This is a genomic window from Methylobacterium sp. B4, from assembly GCF_003201865.1.
Classification (GTDB): Bacteria; Pseudomonadota; Alphaproteobacteria; order Rhizobiales; family Beijerinckiaceae; genus Methylobacterium.
In genome coordinates this window covers 74380-95065 of sequence record NZ_QJJJ01000005.1, presented here as the reverse complement: position 1 = coordinate 95065, position 20686 = coordinate 74380, and the positions used below count along the sequence as shown (strand labels likewise).

Sequence of the window (20686 nt, the reverse complement as noted above, 5' to 3'; positions counted from 1 at the left end):
CGCGTCCGCGCTCTTGAAACCCGACCGTGGCGGCGGCATGGCGGTGGGTGTTCCAGCTTCGGCCCCTCCACGCGGATTGTCCATGACCGAGATACGAGACGCCGCCACGCTCGACCTGCTGCGCCGCCGCCGCTCGGTGCCGCCGATGCTGCTGTCGGACCCCGGCCCCTCGGTGGAAGAACTCGACGGCTGGCTCGCGATCGCCGCCCGGGTGCCCGATCACGGCAAGCTCGCACCCTGGCGCTTCCTCGTCATCGAGGGCGAGGCCCGCGGGCGGGTCGGTGCCCTGATCGAGGCGACGTTTTCCGCAGACTTCCCCGAGGCCGACGAGAAGCGTCGCGCCCAGGAGCGCCAACGTCTGAGCCACGCGCCGCTCGTCGTCGCCGTCGTCTCCCGCGCCGGCCCGCATGCCAAGATCCCGGAATGGGAGCAGGTGCTCTCGGCGGGCGCGGTCTGCATGAACCTCGTGGTGGCGGCCAACGCCGCCGGCTACGCGAGCGCGTGGCTGACCGAGTGGTTCGCTTACGATCGCCGGGTGCTCGACGCCCTCGGTCTCGACCCGGCCGAGCGGATCGCCGGCTTCATCCATATCGGCCGGCCGCGGGAGGTGCCCTCCGACCGGCCGCGGCCGGACCTCGACCAGATCGTCACCCGGCTCTAGAGACTTCCATGCATTACGAGGCCGCCCGTCCGAGCCTGCCCCACAACCCGTTCAAGGCCATCGTCGCCCCGCGGCCGATCGGTTGGATCAGCGCCATGGACCGGGCGGGTCGCGTAAACCTCGCGCCCTACTCGTTCTTCAACGCCGTGGGCGGCGAGCCGGACATGGTGATGTTCTCCTCCTCCGGCCGCAAGGACGCGATGGCGTTCGCGGAGGAGGGCGGGGAGTTCGTGTGCAGTCTCGCGACCTTCGATCTGCGCGAGGCGGTCAACGCCACCTCGGCGCCGCTGGAGCGGGGCGCGAGCGAGTTCGACTTCGCCGGGTTGACGCCCGCGCCCTCGCACCGCGTGCGCCCGCCGCGGGTCGCCGAGTCACCCGCGGCGATCGAGTGCAGGTGGCTTCAGACCGTGCCGCTGGTGCCGCTCGGCGGCGGCGAGCCCTCGAACTTCATGGTGATCGGGCAGGTGGTCTCGATCTACATCGACGACCGCTTCGTCGCCGATGGCCGGGTCGATACGGGCGCCATGCGCCCGATCCTGCGCGGCGGCTATTTCGACTACTTCACCGCCGAGTCCGAGAACCGGTTCGAGTTGCGGCGGCCGAAGGGGGGTGGCTGAGCGCGCGAGCGCGTCAGTCCGTGATGCCGAGCGCCGCCTCGACGCGGGGGATCCAGGCCCGCAGGGCCGGGTAGGGCGCGAGATCGAAGCCGCCCTCGTGGGCGAGGCGGGTATAGGCCACGAGCGCCACGTCGGCGAGGCTCAGGCTCGCGCCGACGAGGAAGGGCCGGTCCTCGATTGAGCCCTCCTCCAGCACCAGGGTCGGCACCCGCCCGTCCGGGTTGAGGGCAAGAAAGTTCGGGGTGCGCGTCTCCCCGTTCAGGATGTCGATCGCGCGCCATTCGAGAGCGATCCCGAGATGCGCCGCGACCCAGGCCACCTTCAGGCAGTTGCCGGCTTTGCGGTCCCCGTGGACGGTCAGCATGTGCGGGCCTCATCGGCGAAGCGGGAGATTTTGACCGCGCAACCGGACCGCGCAAGGCCATACATCGCTGCAATCTTTGAGGTTGTGCCCTCGCAACGTTTTCAGGGCGCTGGCGGCGGCCCGATTTGCCTCTCCGACGGCCGCCGATCCCTCTTGTGTTACGCGGTTGCAACACCAGATCAGTCCTGCCGACGGCTTTCAAGACTGCGTCGGTGTCCCGGCGGGGCCGACCCCGCGGGGCAACGCATCGGAAGCTCCGTGCCGCGGAAGCGGGCGGGGAACCCTCCGATCCGGGGAAGGGCAAACCGCATGAATTTCGAGAAATACACCGAGCGTGCCCGGGGCTTCGTCCAGGCCGCGCAGAATCTCGCCGTCCGCGAGGGCCATCCGCAGCTCGCGCCCGGCCATCTCCTCAAGGTCCTGCTCGACGATCCCGAAGGGCTCTGCGCCGGTCTGATCGACCGCGCCGGCGGCCAGTCGCGGGTCGCCCATGCGCAGGTCGAGCAGTGGCTCGCCAAGCAGCCGAAGGTGTCCGGCAATTCCGCGCAGCCCCAGGCGACGCGCGAACTCGTGCGCCTGTTCGATACTGCCGAGCAGGCCGCCGAGAAGGCGGGCGATTCCTACGTCACCGTCGAGCGCCTGCTTCTCGCCTTCACCGTCGAGAAGGACACCGAGGCCGGACGTATCCTGACGGCGGCGGGTGTGACCGCGGCTTCGCTCAACGCGGCGATCAACGCGCTGCGCAAGGGCCGCACCGCCGACAACGCGAGCGCCGAGAACGCTTACGACGCGCTCAAGAAATACGCCCGCGACCTCACCGAGGCGGCCCGCGACGGCAAGCTCGATCCGGTGATCGGCCGCGACGAGGAAATCCGTCGCACCATCCAGGTGCTGTCGCGGCGCACCAAGAACAATCCCGTGCTGATCGGCGAGCCCGGCGTCGGCAAGACGGCCATCGTCGAGGGGCTGGCACTGCGCATCGTCAACGGCGACGTGCCGGAGTCCTTGAAGGAGAAGAGCCTGCTGGCGCTGGACATGGGCGCGCTGATCGCGGGCGCGAAGTATCGCGGCGAGTTCGAGGAGCGGCTGAAGGGCGTGCTCTCCGAGGTCACCGCCGCGGAAGGGCAGATCATCCTGTTCATCGACGAGATGCACACGCTGGTCGGCGCCGGCAAGGCGGATGGGGCGATGGACGCCTCCAACCTCCTGAAGCCCGCGCTGGCGCGGGGCGAGCTGCACTGCGTCGGTGCGACCACGCTCGACGAGTACCGCAAGCATGTCGAGAAGGACGCCGCGCTGGCCCGGCGTTTCCAGCCGGTCTTCGTGTCCGAGCCCACCGTCGCGGACACGGTCTCGATCCTGCGCGGCATCAAGGAGAAGTACGAGCAGCATCACGGCGTGCGCATCCAGGATTCCGCCCTGGTCGCGGCCGCCACGCTGTCGAACCGCTACATCACCGACCGCTTCCTGCCCGACAAGGCGATCGACCTCGTGGACGAGGCGGGCTCCCGCCTGCGCATGCAGGTCGATTCGAAGCCCGAGGAGCTCGACAACGTCGACCGTGAGATCGTGCGACTGAAGATCGAGGGCGAGGCGCTGAAGAAGGAGACGGATGCCGCCTCCCGCGACCGGCTCCAGCGCCTGGAGAAGGAACTCGCCGACCTCGAGGAGCAGTCCGCCACCATCACCGCGCGCTGGAAGGCCGAGAAGGACAAGCTGGGCGCCGCCGCCGAGCTGAAGAAGCGGCTCGACGAGGCGCGCAACGATCTCGCCTCGGCCCAGCGCCAGGGCCAGTATCAGCGGGCCGGCGAGCTCGCCTACGGCATCATCCCGGGGCTGGAGAAACAGCTCGCCGAGATCGAGGCCAAGGCGGAATCCGCGATCGCCCGCGACGGCATGGTCGAGGAGGCGGTGACGCCGGCCCACATCGCGGGCGTCGTCTCGCGCTGGACCGGCGTGCCCGTCGACAAGATGCTGGAGGGCGAGCGCGAGAAGCTGCTGGCCATGGAAGAGGCTCTGGCCAAGCGCGTCGTCGGCCAGCGCGAGGCGGTGGAGGCGGTCTCGACCGCGGTCCGCCGGGCGCGGGCCGGCCTGCAGGATCCGAACCGGCCGATCGGCTCGTTCATGTTCCTCGGACCGACGGGCGTCGGCAAGACCGAGTTGACCAAGGCGCTGGCCGGCTTCCTGTTCGACGACGACACGGCGCTCGTGCGCATCGACATGTCCGAGTACATGGAGAAGCACGCGGTCGCCCGCCTCATCGGCGCGCCTCCGGGCTATGTCGGCTACGAGGAGGGTGGTGCGCTCACCGAGGCCGTGCGGCGCCGGCCCTATCAGGTCGTGCTGTTCGACGAGGTCGAGAAGGCGCATCCGGACGTGTTCAACGTCCTCCTGCAGGTGCTCGACGACGGGCGCCTGACGGACGGGCAGGGCCGCACGGTCGACTTCCGCAACACGCTGCTCATCATGACCTCGAACCTTGGCTCGGAGTACTTGGTGAACCAGCCTGCGGGCCAGGATACGGACGCCGTCCGGGACGAGGTGATGGGGGTGGTGCGGGGCCACTTCCGGCCCGAGTTCCTGAACCGGATCGACGAGATCATCCTGTTCCACCGCCTCGCGCGCTCCGAGATGGGAGCGATCGTCGATATCCAGCTCGGACGTCTCGCCAAGCTTTTGGAGGATCGCAAGATCGCGCTCGACGTGGACGACGAGGCCCGCACCTGGCTCGCCGACAAGGGCTACGATCCGGCCTACGGCGCGCGGCCGCTCAAGCGGGTGATCCAGAAGAACGTGCAGGACCCTCTGGCCGAGGCGCTGCTCTCGGGCATGATCCACGACGGCGAGACGGTGCCGGTGCGCGTCGGCCCGGCCGGACTGATGATCGGCGACGTCGCCGCCGAGCGCCGGCCGGCGGGGGTGCTGCTGAACTGATCCGTTCAATGACGGGCCCCGGCGCGGGAGACCGCGCCGGGGCAGCCTCGGCCCGGGGCCGCTCCGATAGATTCTGAAGCGCCCCGTCAGCGCGTCGGGGAAGAGTTCTCGATGCGGCGGATCGCTGTTGCGCTCACGCTCCGGAGTGCGACCGTATCGGCCCAGGCGCGCTCGGCCGGAGATCCGACCGCGTTGCGGTCGATCGCCGGTGAGGCGGCGCTCATCACCGCGTGGCTCCGGCGTCAGAAGGCGCTCCTCGAATGCCTTTAGCGAACGTGTTCCGCCCCTGACGAATCGGCCCGGGACGCCCTCGTCTTGCGTTGCAGCGATTTCCCATCGACAACGAGCGGATGACCGCCGAGACGATCACCTACGCCATCGGCGACATCCACGGCTGCGCCGACCTGCTCGACCGCTTGCTAGAGCGCATCGAGGCCCATGTGGGGGACCGCGCGAAAAAACTCGTCTTCCTCGGCGACTACATCGACCGCGGACCCGACAGCGCGCGGGTGATCGAGACCCTGCGCCGCCTGCAATGGCGCGAGCCGGAGGGCGTGGTCTGCCTGATGGGCAACCACGAGGCGATGCTGCTCAAGACGCTGCAAGAGCCCGGCGCCCTCGATCACTGGCTGATGAACGGCGGCACCGAAACGCTCGCCTCCTACGATGCCGCCGGCCCCGAGGAGATTCCCGGCGACGTGCTGGACTGGATCGAGGCGCTGCCGACCCTGCACGAGGACGCGCGGCGCTGGTTCGTCCATGCCGGCTTCCGGCCCGAAGCCGAGATCCCCGACCCGGACCACGAGACGCATCTCTGGATCCGCGAGCCGTTCCTCTCCACCGACCACGATTTCGGCCGTCACGTCGTCCACGGCCACACCCCGCAGACCCGCGGCGGGCCGGATTGCCGGCGCTTCCGCACCAACCTCGATACCGGCGCGGTCTACGGCAACGCGCTCACCGCGGGCGTCTTTTCGGATGCGGAGGGTCCAGCCGTCGAGTTTCTGCGGGTTCAGGCGCAGACCTGACACGTCGCGCCCAGGGAGCCGGTCGACCTCGATTTCTGTGAGCGCCGAGCTTTCGTAACCGGACATCCTTGAACTGGGCCGCGGCTGCCTCTCTAACGAAGGGCAACCGCGGCCGGCCGCGCCGCGGATCAGGAGACGACGTCCATGGATGCGCCCGCAGAGCCCCGCGCCCGCACCGAGGAGAGGGCGCTCGCCCGCCTCGCGCTCCGCTTCACCGACTGGGCGGAGAAGTGGTTCCCGGACGCCTTCGTGTTCGTGGCCATTGCCGTCGTGATCGTGGCGGGCGCCGCGCTGCTCAACGGGGCACCGGTCCAGGCGGTGACCAAGAGCTTCGGTGACGGCTTCTGGAGCCTGATCCCCTTCACCATGCAGATGGTCTTCGTCACCATCGGCGGCTACGTGGTGGCGACCTCCGCACCGGTTCAGGCGCTGATCGACCGGATGGCGCTGGTACCCAAGACCGGGCGCGGCGCCATCGGCTACGTGGCGCTGGCCACCATGCTCTCCTCGCTCCTGAGCTGGGGCCTCAGCCTGATCTTCGGCGGCCTGCTCGCCCGGGCGCTGGCCCGCCGACCCGAGTTGCGGATGGATTACCGCGCGGCCGGTGCGGCGGCCTATCTCGGGCTCGGGGCGACCTGGGCGATGGGGTTGTCCTCCTCCGCCGCGCAGCTTCAGGCGAACCCGAAGAGCCTGCCGCCGGGTCTGCTGCAGATCACCGGCGTGATCCCGTTCAGCGAGACGATCTTCCTCTGGCAGTCCATGCTGATCACCGCGATCCTCGTCGTGCTCTCGGCGGTGATCGCGGTCGCCTCCGCGCCGGGGCGCGACACCGCGGTGACGGCCCAGGATCTCGGCGTCGACGTGTCGAAGGAGGACACCAGCCTGCCGCCGCCCAAGCAGCCCGGCGAGTGGCTGGAGCACGCCCCCGTCCTGACCGTTCTGATCGGCCTGCTGGCGGCCGGCTGGCTGATCCAGGAATTCGCGCGCCAGGACTGGATGATCGCGATCTCCAGCCTCAACACCTACAACTTCCTGTTCCTGATGGTGGGCCTCGTGCTGCACTGGCGGCCTAAGCGCTTCCTCGTCGCCCTCGGCAAGGCCGTACCCGCCACCGCCGGCATCCTGATCCAGTTCCCGTTCTACGCCGCCATCGCCGCGATCCTGACGGGGGCCAAGAACGCCGCCGGCCACAGCCTGTCGGACGTGATCGCCCACGCCTTCGTGGCGCTGAACACGCAAGGCAGCTTCCCGCTCGCCATGGGTGTCTACTCGGCCCTGCTCGGCTTCTTCATCCCCTCGGGCGGCGGCAAGTGGCTGCTGGAGGCGCCTTACGTGATGCAGGCGGCCAACGAGCTGAAGGTGCATCTCGGTTGGGCGGTGCAGGTCTACAATGCGGCCGAGGCGCTGCCGAACCTGATCAACCCGTTCTTCATGCTGCCGCTGCTCGGCATCCTTGGGCTGAAGGCGCGCGACATCGTCGGCTTCAGCTTCCTCCAGCTCATCGTCCACCTGCCGGTGGTGCTGTTCCTGCTCTGGGCGCTGGCCTTCACGCTGGAATACCACCCGCCGGTGATCCCCGGCTGAGGCTCGCGCCTACGGGCGGCCCTGGGGCGGGCCGCCCATCGCGATGAGGCCGGCATCCATCAGGCCGCCCACCTCGTCGCCGCCGGTGGGGAGGATCGTGAAGCTGACGGGACGCAGAGGACCGCTGTCATGGCCGGTGCTCGTCTCCGACCAGAGGCTCGTGGCGAGGGGTGAGAACGCATCGGCCGGAAGGGCCTCGTTGAGGCCCGCGGCCCGCGCCTTCTCGGTGACGCGCCCGAGGAAATCCTTCGCCCGCACGCCGAGCCGCATAGGCAGGCCGACGCGCAGGCCCGACCAGACGGTGAAGATGAGGCAATGCCGGCCGTCGGCATCGCGCCCCCACGAGGCGACGTAGCGCGGGGACAACAGCTCGACCGCCTTCTCGCGGTCGGGTGCGCGACGCGGAAGCTGATCGATCGCCTCCCGCGAGGCGGGCCGCGTCGCAAGTCCTTCGAACGGGGTGCGGCCGTGGCGGATGTAGCCGAGGCAATCCTCGAAGATCAGCCGCATCACCAACGGCTCGTTCTCCTCAATCTCCGCGGAGTGGGCGGGGAGAGCCGCGAGGCAGGCGGCGAGCAAAAGCCAGGATCGGAGCACGCGTCCCTCCCGCAAGGTTTGGCCGGAGCGAGGGGTCAGCGCCGCGTCGGGATCAGCACCGCGATCGCCGCGAGCAGCCAGCCGGCCATCAGCACCACGCCGCCGCTCGGTGCCGCCATGGGATAGAGCGGCGTCCCCGTCAGCGCCCGCAGGGCGAGATCGCCGGAGAACAGGACGAGGCCGATCAGAAGTGCCGCCGCCGCGAGGCGGGTGAGGACGCCGCGGGTCAGGCCGGTGGCGGCAAGGCCCGTCAGGGCGAGGATGGCGGGGGCATGGAACAGCAGGAACTGCGCGGCGGTCTTCAGCGTCTCGCCGCCGCTGGTATGCGCGGCAGCCGCGCTCGCCGCGACGCCGAGCCCGCCGGCCAGGGCAGCCAGGGCGGCGAGGATGCGGTCGAGCCCGCTCACGCGCCACGATCCTGCAGCAGCCGGGCGATGCTGGCCCGCAACTCCGCCACGCCGCGGTCGTCGCGGCTTGAGGTCAGCAGCACTTCCGGGTAGGCCGCCGGGCGCTTGGCGAGTGCCGCCTGGATGCCCGCGATGCGCTTGTCGATTTCGGCCTTCTTGAGCGCGTCGCCTTTGGTCAGCACGATCTGGTAGGAGACCGCCGCCTTGTCGAGCCCGTCCAGCAGATCGGTGTCGATCGATTTCAGGCCGTGGCGGGAATCGATCAGCACGTAGACCCGCGCAAGGTTCGATCGGCCCTTGAGGTAGGCGTGGATCAGCTGAGTCCAGGCCTCGACCTTCGCCTTCTCGACCGCCGCATAGCCGTAGCCCGGCATGTCGACGAGCATCAGGCGGCCGCCGATGCGGAAGAAGTTGAGCTGCTGGGTCCGTCCCGGCGTGTGCGAGGTGCGCGCCAGGGTGTTGCGGCCGGTCAGCGCGTTGACGAGGCTCGACTTGCCGACGTTGGACCGTCCGGCGAAGGCGATCTCGACCCCCTCCATCGGCGGCAGGGCGCCGAGTGCCGGCGCGGCGGAGGTGAACTCGGCCTCGCCCGCGAAGAGCAGGCGCCCGGCTTCCAGCAATTCGGGGGTGGGGGTGTCGGTCTCGGCTTCGGTCATCACGGATTTCGCCTCGCCCGCCGATGCCGCCCCGATGAAACCGGGCGGGCGCGGCCCGGGCCGGAATGCAGCGGATCCCGGGCATGCCCGGGATCCGAGGGATGGAAGGATGTCGCCGCGGCTCAGCTCTTGGTGGCCGCGGCTTTCTTGTCGCCGCGTTTGAACAGCCCCCTGAGGTTGTCCCACAACTCCACCTTCACGCCGTTACGGCGCATGATGATGTATTGCTGGATCACCGAGAGGGTGTTGTTCCAGGCCCAGTAGATCACGAGGCCGGCCGGGAACGAGCCGAGCATGAAGGTGAACACCAGCGGCATGAAGGCGAAGACCTGCGCCTGGACCGGGTCCGGCGGCGCGGGGTTCATCTTCATCTGCACGAACATCGTGATGCCCATGATGATCGGCCACACGCCCAGGTGGACGAAGTCGGGCGCCGCGAAGGGCAGCAGGCCGAACAGGTTCAGGATGCTGGTCGGATCGGGCGCGGCGAGGTCTTGGATCCAGCCGAAGAACGGCGCATGCCGCATCTCGATGGTGATGAACAGGACCTTGTAGAGCGCGAAGAAGACGGGGATCTGGATCAGCACCGGCCAGCAACCGGCCACCGGGTTGATCTTCTCCTTCTTGTACAGCTCCATCATCGCCTGTTGCTGCTTCACCTTATCGTCCTTGTACCGCTCCCGGATGGAGGTCATCTCGGGCTGCACGGCCTTCATCTTGGCCATGGAGACGTAGGAGCGGTTGGCGATCGGCAGGAAGAAGATTTTCAGGATCAGCGTCACGAGCAGGATCGAGACACCGAAATTGCCGGCGAGGTGGAAGAAGAAGTCCAGGGCCCGGAACATCGGCTTGGTGAGGAACCAGAACCAGCCCCAGTCGATCATCAGATCGAACTGCTTGATACCTAGCTCGCGCTCGTAGGCGTTGATCTGGTTGACCTCCTTGGCACCGGCGAACAGGCGCTGGGTCGTGACCGATGAGGCGTTCGGCGCGACCGAGATGGCATCGCCCCGCACGCTGGTCTGGTAGACCTTGGTGGCGCCGTCGGTGCGCTCGGTGAAGGCGCCGGTGAAGGGCTTGTCCTGTTCGGGAATCGCCGCCGCGGCCCAGTACTTGTCGGTGATGCCGACCCAGCCGCCGGTCACGTTCGTCCACGCCTTGCCCTGCGTGGCCGCGCCGCCGTAGGCCGGCTCCTTGGCGATCTTGTCGTAGGTGTATTCCTGCAGGCCGTCGCCGCCGAGCACGCCGATCAGGCCCTCGTGCAGCACGAAGTAGCCCTGGGTCTGCGGCTTACCCCAGCGGGAGACGAGGCTGTAGGGATAGAGCGTCACCGCGTTGGCCGAGGCGTTCTCGACCTCGTCGCGGACCGTGAACATGAACTTGTCGTCGACCGCGATGATGCGCTTGAAGACGAGGCCCTGGCCGTTGTCCCAGCTGAGCGTCAGCGGCTTGCCGGGGGCGAGCAGGTCGCCGTCGGCCTTCCAGATCGTGTCGCCGTTGGGCAGCGGACCGGCATTGGCGCCGACCCAGCCGAACTCGGCGTAGTACGGGTTGGTGCTGCCGGTGGGCGAGAGCAGCACGATGCGCGGGCTCTCGTCGCTGACGGTCTCGTGGTAGTTCTTGAGGCTCACGTCGTCGATGCGCGCGCCCTTGAGCGCGATCGAGCCATAGAGCGCGGGCGTGTCGAGCCGCACCCGGGCGGAGCGAGCCAGCGCCTCCTCGCGGGAAACGGGGCCCTGCGCGACGGTCCCCGGCACGGTGCCGGGCACGGGCGCGTTGGGGCTGCCCTCGCGGGGGCTCGGCGTGGGGATGCCGTCCGCCGTGGCCGGTGCGCCGGGCTGTGAGGCTTGGCTCTGCGCCGTCGCCTGCCGCTGCCGCTCGCTGGCCGGTCCGGTGACGAAGTAATGCCAGCCGAGCAGGACCACCAGAGACAAGGCGATGGCGACGAACATGTTCGTCTTGTCGTTACCCATCGGTCGATCCGTCAGGCGCCTTCGAAGTGGGGGGAAGGGTGGAGGAGGGGCCGGCAGCCGCGCCGCGGCCGGAGCGGGAGCCGCCGCGTCGCGGGTGGGCGGAGGGCGGCTTGGCGCTTCGTGAAGCGGGGTCGCCGGAGCGCGGCTTTGCCGGACGCGTCACCGTGTGGAACGCGCGGCGCAGATCCTCGACGAGGCTGTCGAAAGGGGCGTCGAGGGCGGGCCGCCGGGCGATCACGACGACATCGGCTCCGATGGCGGGGGCGTCCGTGGCCGCAGCCTGCACGGCGCTGCGCAGGCGTCGCCGAATCCGGTTGCGTTCGGTCGCATGCCCCACGCGCTTGGTGATGGTGAAGCCGAGGAAGAGGCCCTCGGCCGGCGCGCCGTCGCGCATCTCGGCAGGATCGCGCAGGCGCCCCTGGGCGCTCATGCGTTCCGTGTGGAAGCGCCGGCCCTGGGCGGCTGCCAGGAAGTCCGGGCGCCGCCGGAGACGTCGGATCGTCGACACGGGCGCTCCGATCCCGATCCGCGGGCGTGCAGGTTCGGACACGGCGCCGTGGATCACGGCGCCGGACGATGGCGTCAGGCCGAGAGGCGCTTGCGGCCGTGCGCGCGGCGGGCGGCGATGACCTTGCGGCCGCCGGCGGTGGCCATGCGGGCGCGGAAGCCGTGACGGCGCTTCCGGACGAGCTTGCTGGGCTGGTAGGTTCTCTTCATGGTCGGTCTCCGGCGGTCGAGGTGTCGAACCCGGCGGCGCTTGCAATCAGCGCGCGGACCGTGGCGTGAGCCTCGAAATGGGATCTGCAAACACGAAGGGCGCCCGGAACCGGGCGCCGCTTCGCAGTGGCGCGGCTTATGGCGGAGGGGGCGCCGCAAGTCAATGACGGGACCGCGGTGCGGGCCCGCCGGCCGCTTCGCGCTTAAGGTCGCGTTAACCTTTCCGGTCTACGAAGAGGGACATCCAGATTGTCTGGATCCTGAGTGGGATTTCTCGTCCACTCTGTTTGATGCCTCCCTGTAGACTCGGAACAAGCCGCTCCCCGGAGCGGCTTCTTTTTTGGCGCCTCCCGCAGCGCGGCCGCCCTCGGCCCGCCGGATGCGGCTTCTGCGCCGCTTAACCTTAAAAGAAGGTGAAGGCTCTCAAGGCCCGCAATCGGCGCTACACTTGCCGGACTGACCGCATTCGCACCGATATCGTCCCGTTCCGGGGCAGATGGTGTCGCCGGCGGTACAGGAGGCAGGATGACCGAGTTCGACGTCACGTTCCGGGACGAGCGCGAATGGGTGAGCTTCGGCGAGTCCTACGTGGCCTCGGAGGCGTTCAAGAGCCTGTTCCGCGAGGGCATGCTGCTGGTGGAGGAAACGGCGGCCTATCTCGACGGGGAGGGGCGCAGCGAATCGCGCTTGATTTCCCGCGACGCCACGCTGGCCTATGCCAGCGAGAGCATGCGGCTCACCACCCGGCTGATGCAGATCGCCTCCTGGCTGCTCGTGCAGCGGGCGGTCTCCGAGGGGGAGCTGACCCTGAATCAGGCCCAGGAGGAGAAGACCCGGGTCAAGCTCAACGAATCGGAGCGCGTCCTGCCCGAGACCGGCGACGCCTTCGCCGCTCTGCCCGTGCGGCTCCAGGATCTCGTGCGCCGCTCCCGCCGGCTGCACGCGCGCATCCTGCATCTCGACGCTCTGATCAGCGAGGACCGTCCGGTGCCGCTGCCGCGCGAGAGCCCGGTGACGGCCCAGTTCGGCCGGCTTCGCGCGGCCTTCGGCGGCGAGTGACGTATTGAAAGTTCGAGGTCGGGCGGGTGTCCGCCCGTCCGTCTGCCGATGGATACGGACCGCTCGAAGCGTCGGCGCATGCGCTCGGCGAGCCTGCCGCGGTCCGATCGCGAGCGCCGACGAAGCGATACGGCCGCGCTCGATTGTCCCGATACAAACGAAAACGGCGCCGCGAGCGGCGCCGTCTCAGCGATTCGGGCCGAGGCCCAAATCCCGGAAAATCACTTCTTGCCGAAGCCGAGGCCGCCGAAGCGGGAATTGAAGCGCGAGACGCGGCCGCCGCGATCGAGCATCTTCTGCTCGCCGCCGGTCCAGGCCGGGTGGGTCGTCGGGTCGATGTCCAGGTTCAGGACGTCGCCTTCCTTGCCGTAGGTCGAGCGGGTCTTGTACTCGGTCCCATCGGTCATCACGACCTTGATGAAGTGGTAGTCGGGGTGCTCGGTCCCCTTGGCCTTACCGGCCTCGTTCTTTGCCATGACGAATTCCTGAGGTAGCACGCCAACCGACCTCGCCGCCTGAGGCAGGGGCCAGGGGCAAAACATCGCGCGCATTCCGATGAAGGCGCGCCTATACCTCAGCCTCGGACCGCCGACAAGGGATGCCGGACGGTTCGAACCAACCGTCTGCCATGCGCCCCTCCCGCGGTGCGAATGGGTGGCGAACTGGAAATCGGGGCGGTCGCTGCTTATGCGATGGCCTGGAACGAAGCCGACAAGACCAAGACGGCGAGACGGGAAGAAACGATGTCGAGGAATGATGGCCCGCAGGCGTGACGCGTCGTCCGACGCGAAGTCCGACATGCAGGCGGCGCGGGGCCGGGCGCCGCTCGGGGCGCTCAGGCCCCTGATTCCCTTCGCCAGCCGCTACCGGGGCCGCATCCTGGCCGCGCTGATTTCGCTGATCGCGGCGTCGGGCGCCACGCTGGTGGTGCCGATCGCGATTCGCCGGGTGATCGACCACGGCTTCTCGCCGGAGGGGCAGGCGCTCATCAACTCCTACTTCGTGGCCTTGCTCGGCGTGGTGGCCGTGCTCGCGGTGTCGAGCGCGGGCCGCTACTACTCCGTGGTGACGCTGGGCGAGCGCGTCGTGGCCGACCTGCGCTCGGCGGTGTTCGCGCGGCTCACCAGCCTCGACCCCACCTTCTTCGACAAGGCGCAGTCCGGCGAGATCGTCTCGCGGCTCACGGCGGATGCCACGCAGGTCAAGGCGGTGTTCGGCGTCTCGATCTCGATCCTGCTGCGCAACCTGTTCCTGTTCGTCGGCGCCGTCGTGATGATGGTCTGGACCAGCCCGGGACTCTCCATCCTCGTGCTCGCGGCGATCCCGCTCATCGTCTTCCCGCTGATCCTGTCGGGGCGCGGCGTGCGCCGCCGCTCGCGCTCGGCGCAGGACCGGCTCGCCGACGCCTCGGCCTACGCGGCGGAGGCGATCGGGGCGGTGCGCACGATGCAGGCCTTCGGCATGGGTCGGACCACGGCCGGGGTCTTCGCCCAGGCCTCCGAGAACGCCTACCGGGCCGCGCGCGCCTCCATCACCGCCCGCGCCCTGCTCACGGGGGTGGCGATCTTCCTGATCTCGTCCTCGGTCGTCGGCGTCATGTGGTACGGCGCCAAGGGCGTGCTCGCGGGCACCACCAGCGCGGGCCAACTCTCGCAATTCGTTCTCTACGCCGTATTCGGCGCCAGCGCGCTCGGCCAGCTCTCCGAGGTCTACGGCGAACTCGCCCAGGCCGCGGGTGCCGCCGAGCGCCTCGGCGAGATCCTGGCCGCCGAGCCGGCGATCCGCTCGCCGGAGGATCCGGTCGCCCTGCCGAGCCCGGCCCGCGGCGAGGTCGCCTTCGATGCGGTGCGCTTCCGCTATCCCACCCGCCCCGAGCACGCGGCGCTCGACGGCATCTCCTTCTCCGTAGCGCCCGGCGAGCGGGTGGCGCTCGTCGGTCCGTCGGGGGCCGGCAAGACGACGGTGCTGCAGCTGCTCCTGCGCTTCTACGACCCGGACGAGGGCAGCGTGCGCATCGACGGCGTGGCGCTGCCGCGGGCGGATCTCGACGCCCTGCGCGCCCGCCTCTCCCTCGTGCCGCAGGATCCGGTGGTGTTCTCCGGCACCGTCTTGGAGAACATCCGCTACGGCCGCCCCGACGCAAGTGAGGCGGAAGTGGAGGAGGCGGCCCGCCTCGCGAATGCGGACGGCTTCGTCCGCGCCCTGCCGCAGGGCTACGCGACGCTCCTCGGCGAGCGCGGCACGACGCTCTCGGGCGGTCAGCGCCAGCGTATCGCGATCGCCCGCGCCATCCTCAAGGATGCGCCGATCCTGCTGCTCGACGAGGCGACCTCGGCGCTCGATGCGGAGAGCGAGCGCGCGGTGCAGAGCGCCCTCGACCGGCTCATGCAGAGCCGCACCACGCTGGTGATCGCCCACCGGCTCGCGACCATCCGCGCCGCCGACCGCATCCTCGTTTTCGACGGAGGGCGGATCGTGGAGGAGGGGACGCACGAGAGCCTGCTGGCCCGCGGCGGCCTCTACGCCCAGCTCGCGAGCCTGCAATTCGCCGACAGCTTCGACGAGAGCGCCCGCGCCCGCGATCCCCGCCCGAAGCTCGCCGCACTGCCGGCGGAGTAGCGGCCGATGGATTTCAGCCGCTTCCCCCGGGTCGCGCTCACGGATGGGCCGACCCCGATCCGCTCCCTCGACCGGCTCTCGACCCATCTCGGTTCGGAGCTGAACGGCGTGCGCCTGTTCGTGAAGCGCGACGATGTCGGCCCGGTAGGACTGGGCGGCAACAAGCTGCGCAAGCTCGAATTCCTGCTGGGCCAAGCGCTGGCGGAGCGCGCCGATACGGTGATCACCGTCGGCGCCCTGCAATCGAACCACGCCCGGCTCACCGCAGCCTCCGCCGCCCGGATGGGGCTCGCCTGCGAGCTGTTCCTGACCCGTAGCGTGAAACGGGAGGATGCCGACTACACCGGCAACGGCAACCGGCTGCTGCAGGATCTGTTCGGTGCCCGCGTCCACCTGCTGTCGGCCGAGGCCGATTCGCTCAAGGAAGCCGAGGCACGGGCGGAGGAGCTGCGCGGGCAGGGCCGGCGCGTCTCCGTCTTCCCCTCCGGCGGTTCGAGTCCGCTCGGCTGCCTCGGCTACGCCGCCTGCGCCGCCGAGATCCTCGATCAGGCGGCGCATCTCGGCCTCGCCTTCGCCCGCATCGTCGTGCCGAACGGCAGCTCCGGCACTCATGCCGGCCTCGCCGGGGGCCTCGCCGCCGCGGGCCGGGACCCCGGGCTCGCGCAATCCTACACGGTGCTCGCCCCCGAGGCCGAGGCGCGGGCCGCGACGCTGGCCAGGGCCCGCGACACTCTCGCGCTGATGGGGGCCGACCTCGCGCTGTCTGACGACACCATCCGCGTGGACGGCGCCCATCGCGGGCCGGGCTACGGTATCCCGACCGAGGGCATGCGCGAGGCCGTGCGCCTGATGGCGCGAACGGAGGGGCTGCTGCTCGACCCCGTCTACAGCGGCAAGGCCTTCGCGGGCCTGCTCCACGACGTGCGCGCGGGCGCCTACGCACCGGGCGCGGCGGTTCTGTTCGTGATGACCGGCGGCGTGCCGGGTTTGTTCGCGTATCGAGCGGAGTTCTAGCGCTCCCGAACCCTCTTCGCTCCACGGAAGGTGCCTGGCGGAGGCGAGGCGGGAGAAGAAACGGCTCAGGACTTTCCGGAAACGCCGTTTCCCTCACCCGACCCCTTCGGGACCACCCTCTTCCGCAGAGGGCAGAGGGATTTGCCCCTACCGCTCCGTCAGCTTCATCTCGATGCGCCGGTTCTTGGAATAGGCCTCCTCGCTCGTGCCCGCATCGAGCGGCTGGAACTCGCCGAAGGCACCCGCCAGCAGGCGCTGCGGCGGGATGCCCTTGCTCCGCAGGTACTGCACCACGGCGATGGCACGGGCGGCCGAGAGCGCCCAGTTCGAGGGGAATTGCGCCGACTGGATCGGCCGGGCGTCGGTATGGCCGTCCACCCGCAGCACCCAGGGGATGTCGGCGGGGATCTCCTTGGAGATGTCGAGGATCGCGCCCGCGATCCGGTCGATCTCGGGGCCGGCCTCGGGCTTCAGCGCCGCCGAGCCCGCCGCGAACAGCACCTCGGATTGCAGCACGAAGCGGTCGCCGACCACGCGGATGTCCGAGCGGCTGCCGACGATCTGGCGCAGGCGCCCGAAGAAGTCGGAGCGGTAGCGCGCCAATTCCTGCACCCGTTGGGCGAGCGCGACGTTGAGGCGGCTGCCGAGTTCGGCGATGCGGGCTTGGCTCTCCCGGTCGCGGGATTCGGAGGCGGCCAGCGCATCCTCCAGCGCCGCGAGTTGTCGGCGCAGGGCCCGGATCTGCTCGTTCAGAAGCTCGACCTGATTCTGTGCCCGCTGCGTCGCGCCCCGCTCGGCGGCGAGCTGCGCGTCGACATCGGCGCTCTTGCCCTGGGCGGCCTCGCTGGCGGCGGTGAGCGCCTGGAGGCGGTCGCGCTCGGCTTCCGTGGCCGTGAGCGTGTTGCGCATGCTCGCCGCCGCCTCTTCCTGGGCGCGGCGGTTCGAGCGTTCCAGGGCGAGCAGGTCGGTGAGGTCGGCGATCTGGCGGTTGAGGCGGTTGAGCACCGCGTCGCGCCCGGTCAGCTCCTGCGAGAGGAAGAACTGCCCGACCACGAAGACGGTCAGCAGGAAGACGACGGCGAGCAGCAGCGTGGCCAGCGCATCGACGTAGCCGGGCCAGACGTTGAGGCTGCGCTGCGAGCGTGCGCGGACGGAAGCCATCGGCGCTACTCGCCCTTGCCGCGGGCGATCCGGTCGAGCACCTGCTTCAGCTCGCGCTCGCGGGCGGCCTGCGCCTCCACCCAGTCGCGGATCATCTGTTGCTCGGCGCGCATGTGCTGCACGAGTCCCTGGATGCCCTCGGCGAGGTTCGTCATCGCCTGGGTCGCGCCCCGGCCACCGACGCCTTCCGCGATCACGCCGGTGAGCCGTTCGATCGCGGCCTGAAGCTCGCGGGCGACCGCCGGGTCGTGCTCGGGTGCCGGCCTCGCCACGCCGACGGGCGCCTGCTCCGCCCCGGAGACCAGCCAATCCTCCAATTCGTTGTGGAAGCGCGCATGGGCCTGCCCCGCCTGAAGGTCGAGGAAGCCGACGATCAGCGACGACGCCAGACCGAACAGCGAGGCGGAGAAGGCGAGGCCGATGCCGGAGAGCGGCACGGCGAGCCCGCTCTTCAACTCGTCGAACATCACCGCCGCGTCGCCGCCGCCGCGCATGCCGCCGATCACCGAGCCCACGGCCGAGAGGGTCTCGATCAGGCCCCAGAAGGTGCCGAGCAGACCGAGCAGGATCAGGATGCCGGCGATGTAGCGCAGGATCTCGCGGCCCTCGTCGAGCCGCACGGCGGTGGTGTCGAGATGCGCCCGGGTGCTCGACAGGGTGAGCCCGTCGCGGCGCGCCTCAAGGGCCGGGACCAGCGGGGCGAGCAGGGTCGGACGATCCTTCGGCCGTTCACCCGCGGCCACGGCGTTGACGTAGCGCACCTCGCGGAACAGCCGCGTCACCTGTCCGAAGGCGAGCAGCACTGCGATCAGGAGCACCCCGAGGATCAGCCCGTTGAGGCCCGGATTGGCAAGGAAGGCCGGGGTGATCTGCTTGTAGAGGACGAAGGCGAGGAAGCCCGCCAGCGCGAGGAACACCAGCATCCGCACCAGCGTCATGCCGGGTTTTGCCAGGGGCGGGGTGTCGGAGGACGCGGAACGGGCCGCCATCGGGTCCATACTCATGTTGGGCCTGACGCCGGGATCGGCGGCACCGGTTACAAAATCGGCGGCACTGTGGCGGCTCGCCCTTCCGCGATCAAGCCGACCGAGACTCCATCGACCTCTGCGGTCCTGAGGAATCGATGGGCACTCGAAGTTCGATCTGCGCAACCTGATATTTCAGTTTTAATTGATTGCTATCCAAGGTAGTGGATTCCGTAGTGCCCGACTCTCACGGCACCTTTGGGGGATCGTCGATGGCGCGCTCAGTTCTCAAGCCGATTATGCGCGGGCTGGTGTCCGCGGCTGCGTGTGTCGTGATGGGTCAAGCAGCCCTTGCACAGGATGCCGCCTCGGTGGCGCGCTTGGCGCAGCCTGGAGCCGTCGACGGTTTCCAGGGAAACTCGGACGCCTTCATCTGGCAGCACTTCGTCAAGTTCACTGCTCCGGCGAGTCCGTCCCAACCCTCGCCCGTGGTCTTCGAGACCTGGGCGTCGGACGCGGATACCTTCAGTCAGACCCCACGCTGGCCGGCCGGCGATGCAAGCCAGACCCGCTCCTTCCAGACGAGTGCGCTGCTGCTGGCCAAGACGCAGTTCGCCGCGCCGTCCGATGCGCGGGACCTGCGTTCGGTCGCGATCAGCGTTCCCTGCAAGGCGCCGGGCAATGCCGCGGTCGGGGGCTTCCCGACGCATGGAACGCCGACCCCGTGCATCGCGGAGGAGGTGCGGCGCAATCGCTCGCAGTTCGACTACATCGTCACCAACAAGCTCAATACGCAGGCCGGCCTGGCCGCGGCCTACACGAAGGCCCTCAAGATCGAGATGCCGCTGGACGCCATCTCCGTGAAGGTCGACTGGGTGCCGGTGCCGTTTCTTCTGCAATGGCTTCCGCAACTTCGCGATGCCGACAACGTGCGCCGCTTGTACCACACGACCATCTCGAACCAGCAGGAATACGCGCTCCTCTCGATGCATGTCAGCAGCCGTCAGAATCCCAACTGGGTCTGGGGCACCTTCGAGCACCAGTTCAATCCTGGGCGTTGCGACAGCATCGGCTGCTCCGACACGTTCGGTGCCGTGAACCGAACCGTGCTGCCCAACAAGGACGCGATCAACACGCAGTACGGCGCTTGTCCGAAGACGCCCGAGCTGACGTCGCTGATGCGAGCGGCAGGGCTGTCACAGGTTTGGGAGAACTACTGTCTGAAGTCGACGCAGGTGGACTACACGGCTGCGGACGGGACGCCCTACGTCCTGGGCAATTCCGTCATCGAGGGAATCGTGCGCAACGGGACGATCCCGGCCTCATCCTGCATCACGTGTCATTCCTACGCCTCGTTCGGGCCGAACGGAAAAACGCCCGGATCGGCCATCGCGATGCTTCCCTTCAATCCGTCCGGCCGGACGATTCCGGCCGCCCTCGAAGGTGCGCGGCAGTTCGACTTCATGTGGGGTGTACTGCTGGCGCCCTGATCGGGGCGGGGGCGTTACTCCCACTCCCGCGGCCAGGTTTCCTCGAGATGCGGCCCCAGCCGCACGGCCCAGACGCGCTTGGCCAGCCCCGTGGTGTCGTCGGTCTCGACCGCGACGCCGCACAGGGTGCCGGGGCCGTTGGCCGCTTCCAGGCGCGAGCCCGGGGTCTTCTGCAGGAAGCGGCGCACCGGCTCGTCCTTCTGCATGCCGAGCACGGAATCGTAGTCGCCGCACATGCCGGCATCCGAGAGGTAGGCGGTACCGTTGGGAAGGACGCGGTGGTCGGCCGTCGGCGCGTGGGTGTGCGTGCCGACGACGAGGCTGGCGCGGCCGTCGAGGAAGTGCCCCATCGCCTGCTTCTCGCTGGTGGCCTCGGCGTGGACATCGACGATGACCGCATCCGCCGCCGCCCCGAGGGGGCAGGCCTCCAGCTCCCGGTCGGCCGCCGTGAAGGGATCGTCGAGGGGATCGAGGAAGATCCGGCCCATCACGTTGACGACGAGGACGCGCGCGCCGCGGGCGGTCTCGATCACGGTCGCGCCGCGCCCCGGCGTGCCCGGCGGATAGTTCGCCGGGCGGATCAGCCGTGGCTGGCGGGCGATGAAGACGAGCGCCTCGCGCTGATCGAAGGAGTGGTTGCCGAGCGTGACCGCGTCGGCGCCGGCCTGGAGGATTTCGTCGCAGATCGATTCCGTGATGCCGAAGCCGCCGGCCGCGTTCTCGCCGTTGATCACCACGCAGTCGAGGCGCCAGCGCTCGCGCAGGCCGGGGAGCCGGTCGGTGACCGCGTGGCGGCCGGGGCGTCCGACGATGTCGCCGAGGAAGAGGATGCGCATCGCG

The 20686-nt window shown here is 69.4% G+C and carries 21 protein-coding genes; 9 read left to right on the top strand and 12 right to left on the bottom strand.

Annotation, left to right across the window (positions count from 1 at the left end; translation table 11 throughout):
• Positions 1-82: 82 nt before the first annotated feature.
• Together BY998_RS09250 and BY998_RS09245 are read left to right on the top strand one after the other, a co-directional pair.
• Positions 83-661 (top strand): nitroreductase, encoded by a 579-nt coding sequence (locus BY998_RS09250; protein WP_110351342.1) that lies wholly within the window; start codon positions 83-85, stop codon positions 659-661.
• A gap of 8 nt (positions 662-669) precedes the next feature.
• A complete protein-coding gene (locus tag BY998_RS09245; RefSeq protein ID WP_110351341.1) occupies positions 670-1278 on the top strand; it encodes a flavin reductase family protein in 609 nt (202 codons plus the stop codon).
• A 13-nt stretch (positions 1279-1291) separates the two neighbouring features.
• Here BY998_RS09245 and BY998_RS09240 read toward each other — a convergent pair whose 3' ends face one another.
• A complete protein-coding gene (locus BY998_RS09240; RefSeq protein ID WP_110351340.1) occupies positions 1292-1642 on the bottom strand; it encodes a glutathione binding-like protein in 351 nt (116 codons plus the stop codon).
• A 309-nt stretch (positions 1643-1951) separates the two neighbouring features.
• Between BY998_RS09240 and clpB the strand changes: the two genes are divergently transcribed.
• Positions 1952-4576, top strand: a complete 2625-nt coding sequence (clpB, locus tag BY998_RS09235; RefSeq protein ID WP_110351339.1) for an ATP-dependent chaperone ClpB — start codon at positions 1952-1954, stop codon at positions 4574-4576.
• An 86-nt stretch (positions 4577-4662) separates the two neighbouring features.
• On the opposite strand, the gene BY998_RS24285 is transcribed toward clpB, so the two are convergent.
• Complete coding sequence (locus tag BY998_RS24285) at positions 4663-4800, bottom strand: hypothetical protein (RefSeq protein ID WP_181425468.1); 138 nt, start codon at positions 4798-4800, stop codon at positions 4663-4665.
• Between the two features lie 126 nt (positions 4801-4926).
• Here BY998_RS24285 and BY998_RS09230 point away from each other — a divergent pair, with 126 nt between their 5' ends.
• Both BY998_RS09230 and BY998_RS09225 read left to right on the top strand, forming a co-directional pair.
• Positions 4927-5604 (top strand): metallophosphoesterase family protein, encoded by a 678-nt coding sequence (locus BY998_RS09230; protein ID WP_110351338.1) that lies wholly within the window; start codon positions 4927-4929, stop codon positions 5602-5604.
• A 144-nt stretch (positions 5605-5748) separates the two neighbouring features.
• Positions 5749-7188 carry a TIGR00366 family protein gene (locus BY998_RS09225; protein ID WP_110351337.1) on the top strand — a complete coding sequence of 480 codons (1440 nt, stop codon included), beginning with the start codon at positions 5749-5751 and terminating at the stop codon, positions 7186-7188.
• Between the two features lie 9 nt (positions 7189-7197).
• On the opposite strand, the gene BY998_RS09220 is transcribed toward BY998_RS09225, so the two are convergent.
• The 6 genes from BY998_RS09220 to rpmH all read right to left on the bottom strand — a co-directional run bounded on the left by BY998_RS09220 (position 7198) and on the right by rpmH (position 11538).
• Positions 7198-7785 (bottom strand): hypothetical protein, encoded by a 588-nt coding sequence (locus BY998_RS09220; protein ID WP_110351336.1) that lies wholly within the window; start codon positions 7783-7785, stop codon positions 7198-7200.
• 35 nt (positions 7786-7820) lie between these two features.
• Positions 7821-8192, bottom strand: coding sequence for a DUF423 domain-containing protein (locus BY998_RS09215; protein ID WP_110351335.1), 372 nt, complete (start codon positions 8190-8192; stop codon positions 7821-7823).
• A complete protein-coding gene (gene yihA / locus BY998_RS09210) occupies positions 8189-8848 on the bottom strand; it encodes a ribosome biogenesis GTP-binding protein YihA/YsxC (protein WP_110351334.1) in 660 nt (219 codons plus the stop codon). Before yihA ends, BY998_RS09215 begins: the two co-directional genes overlap by 4 nt.
• A 122-nt stretch (positions 8849-8970) precedes the next feature.
• Positions 8971-10821, bottom strand: a complete 1851-nt coding sequence (yidC, locus tag BY998_RS09205) for a membrane protein insertase YidC (RefSeq protein WP_110351333.1) — start codon at positions 10819-10821, stop codon at positions 8971-8973.
• Positions 10814-11329, bottom strand: coding sequence for a ribonuclease P protein component (gene rnpA, locus BY998_RS09200; protein WP_110351332.1), 516 nt, complete (start codon positions 11327-11329; stop codon positions 10814-10816). Before rnpA ends, yidC begins: the two co-directional genes overlap by 8 nt.
• Positions 11330-11403: 74 nt before the next feature.
• A complete protein-coding gene (gene rpmH / locus BY998_RS09195; RefSeq protein WP_012253788.1) occupies positions 11404-11538 on the bottom strand; it encodes a 50S ribosomal protein L34 in 135 nt (44 codons plus the stop codon).
• A gap of 525 nt (positions 11539-12063) precedes the next feature.
• On the opposite strand from rpmH, the gene BY998_RS09190 reads away from it, so the two are divergent.
• Positions 12064-12597 carry a DUF1465 family protein gene (locus BY998_RS09190; RefSeq protein WP_110351331.1) on the top strand — a complete coding sequence of 178 codons (534 nt, stop codon included), beginning with the start codon at positions 12064-12066 and terminating at the stop codon, positions 12595-12597.
• A 221-nt stretch (positions 12598-12818) separates the two neighbouring features.
• On the opposite strand, the gene rpmE is transcribed toward BY998_RS09190, so the two are convergent.
• Positions 12819-13073, bottom strand: coding sequence for a 50S ribosomal protein L31 (gene rpmE, locus BY998_RS09185; RefSeq protein WP_012454207.1), 255 nt, complete (start codon positions 13071-13073; stop codon positions 12819-12821).
• 280 nt (positions 13074-13353) lie between these two features.
• On the opposite strand from rpmE, the gene BY998_RS09180 reads away from it, so the two are divergent.
• On the top strand, positions 13354-15216 hold the full coding sequence (locus BY998_RS09180; RefSeq protein ID WP_110351498.1) for an ABC transporter transmembrane domain-containing protein: 1863 nt from the start codon (positions 13354-13356) through the stop codon (positions 15214-15216).
• 6 nt (positions 15217-15222) lie between these two features.
• Positions 15223-16230, top strand: a complete 1008-nt coding sequence (locus BY998_RS09175; RefSeq protein ID WP_110351330.1) for a D-cysteine desulfhydrase family protein — start codon at positions 15223-15225, stop codon at positions 16228-16230.
• Between the two features lie 147 nt (positions 16231-16377).
• Here the strand turns inward: BY998_RS09175 and BY998_RS09170 are convergent, their stop codons facing one another.
• On the bottom strand, positions 16378-17391 hold the full coding sequence (locus BY998_RS09170) for a peptidoglycan -binding protein (protein WP_110351329.1): 1014 nt from the start codon (positions 17389-17391) through the stop codon (positions 16378-16380).
• Between the two features lie 5 nt (positions 17392-17396).
• Complete coding sequence (locus BY998_RS09165) at positions 17397-18380, bottom strand: MotA/TolQ/ExbB proton channel family protein (protein ID WP_110351328.1); 984 nt, start codon at positions 18378-18380, stop codon at positions 17397-17399.
• Between the two features lie 248 nt (positions 18381-18628).
• Between BY998_RS09165 and BY998_RS09160 the strand changes: the two genes are divergently transcribed.
• Positions 18629-19846 carry a hypothetical protein gene (locus tag BY998_RS09160; RefSeq protein ID WP_146221759.1) on the top strand — a complete coding sequence of 406 codons (1218 nt, stop codon included), beginning with the start codon at positions 18629-18631 and terminating at the stop codon, positions 19844-19846.
• Positions 19847-19860: 14 nt separating this feature from the next.
• Here BY998_RS09160 and BY998_RS09155 read toward each other — a convergent pair whose 3' ends face one another.
• Positions 19861-20682 (bottom strand): TIGR00282 family metallophosphoesterase, encoded by an 822-nt coding sequence (locus tag BY998_RS09155; protein ID WP_110351326.1) that lies wholly within the window; start codon positions 20680-20682, stop codon positions 19861-19863.
• Positions 20683-20686 lie beyond the last annotated feature (4 nt).

Excerpts from the sequence above, each read along its gene's own strand:
- BY998_RS09250 (WP_110351342.1), top strand. The coding sequence starts at position 83 with ATGACCGAGATACGAGACGCCGCCACGCTCGACCTGCTGCGCCGCCGC.
- BY998_RS09245 (WP_110351341.1), top strand. The coding sequence starts at position 670 with ATGCATTACGAGGCCGCCCGTCCGAGCCTGCCCCACAACCCGTTCAAG.
- BY998_RS09240 (WP_110351340.1), bottom strand. The coding sequence starts at position 1,642 with ATGCTGACCGTCCACGGGGACCGCAAAGCCGGCAACTGCCTGAAGGTG.
- clpB (WP_110351339.1), top strand. The coding sequence starts at position 1,952 with ATGAATTTCGAGAAATACACCGAGCGTGCCCGGGGCTTCGTCCAGGCC.
- BY998_RS24285 (WP_181425468.1), bottom strand. The coding sequence starts at position 4,800 with ATGAGCGCCGCCTCACCGGCGATCGACCGCAACGCGGTCGGATCTCCG.
- BY998_RS09230 (WP_110351338.1), top strand. The coding sequence starts at position 4,927 with ATGACCGCCGAGACGATCACCTACGCCATCGGCGACATCCACGGCTGC.
- BY998_RS09225 (WP_110351337.1), top strand. The coding sequence starts at position 5,749 with ATGGATGCGCCCGCAGAGCCCCGCGCCCGCACCGAGGAGAGGGCGCTC.
- yihA (WP_110351334.1), bottom strand. The coding sequence starts at position 8,848 with ATGACCGAAGCCGAGACCGACACCCCCACCCCCGAATTGCTGGAAGCC.
- yidC (WP_110351333.1), bottom strand. The coding sequence starts at position 10,821 with ATGGGTAACGACAAGACGAACATGTTCGTCGCCATCGCCTTGTCTCTG.
- rpmH (WP_012253788.1), bottom strand. The coding sequence starts at position 11,538 with ATGAAGAGAACCTACCAGCCCAGCAAGCTCGTCCGGAAGCGCCGTCAC.
- BY998_RS09190 (WP_110351331.1), top strand. The coding sequence starts at position 12,064 with ATGACCGAGTTCGACGTCACGTTCCGGGACGAGCGCGAATGGGTGAGC.
- rpmE (WP_012454207.1), bottom strand. The coding sequence starts at position 13,073 with ATGGCAAAGAACGAGGCCGGTAAGGCCAAGGGGACCGAGCACCCCGAC.
- BY998_RS09180 (WP_110351498.1), top strand. The coding sequence starts at position 13,354 with ATGGCCCGCAGGCGTGACGCGTCGTCCGACGCGAAGTCCGACATGCAG.
- BY998_RS09175 (WP_110351330.1), top strand. The coding sequence starts at position 15,223 with ATGGATTTCAGCCGCTTCCCCCGGGTCGCGCTCACGGATGGGCCGACC.
- BY998_RS09170 (WP_110351329.1), bottom strand. The coding sequence starts at position 17,391 with ATGGCTTCCGTCCGCGCACGCTCGCAGCGCAGCCTCAACGTCTGGCCC.
- BY998_RS09165 (WP_110351328.1), bottom strand. The coding sequence starts at position 18,380 with ATGGCGGCCCGTTCCGCGTCCTCCGACACCCCGCCCCTGGCAAAACCC.
- BY998_RS09160 (WP_146221759.1), top strand. The coding sequence starts at position 18,629 with ATGGCGCGCTCAGTTCTCAAGCCGATTATGCGCGGGCTGGTGTCCGCG.
- BY998_RS09155 (WP_110351326.1), bottom strand. The coding sequence starts at position 20,682 with ATGCGCATCCTCTTCCTCGGCGACATCGTCGGACGCCCCGGCCGCCAC.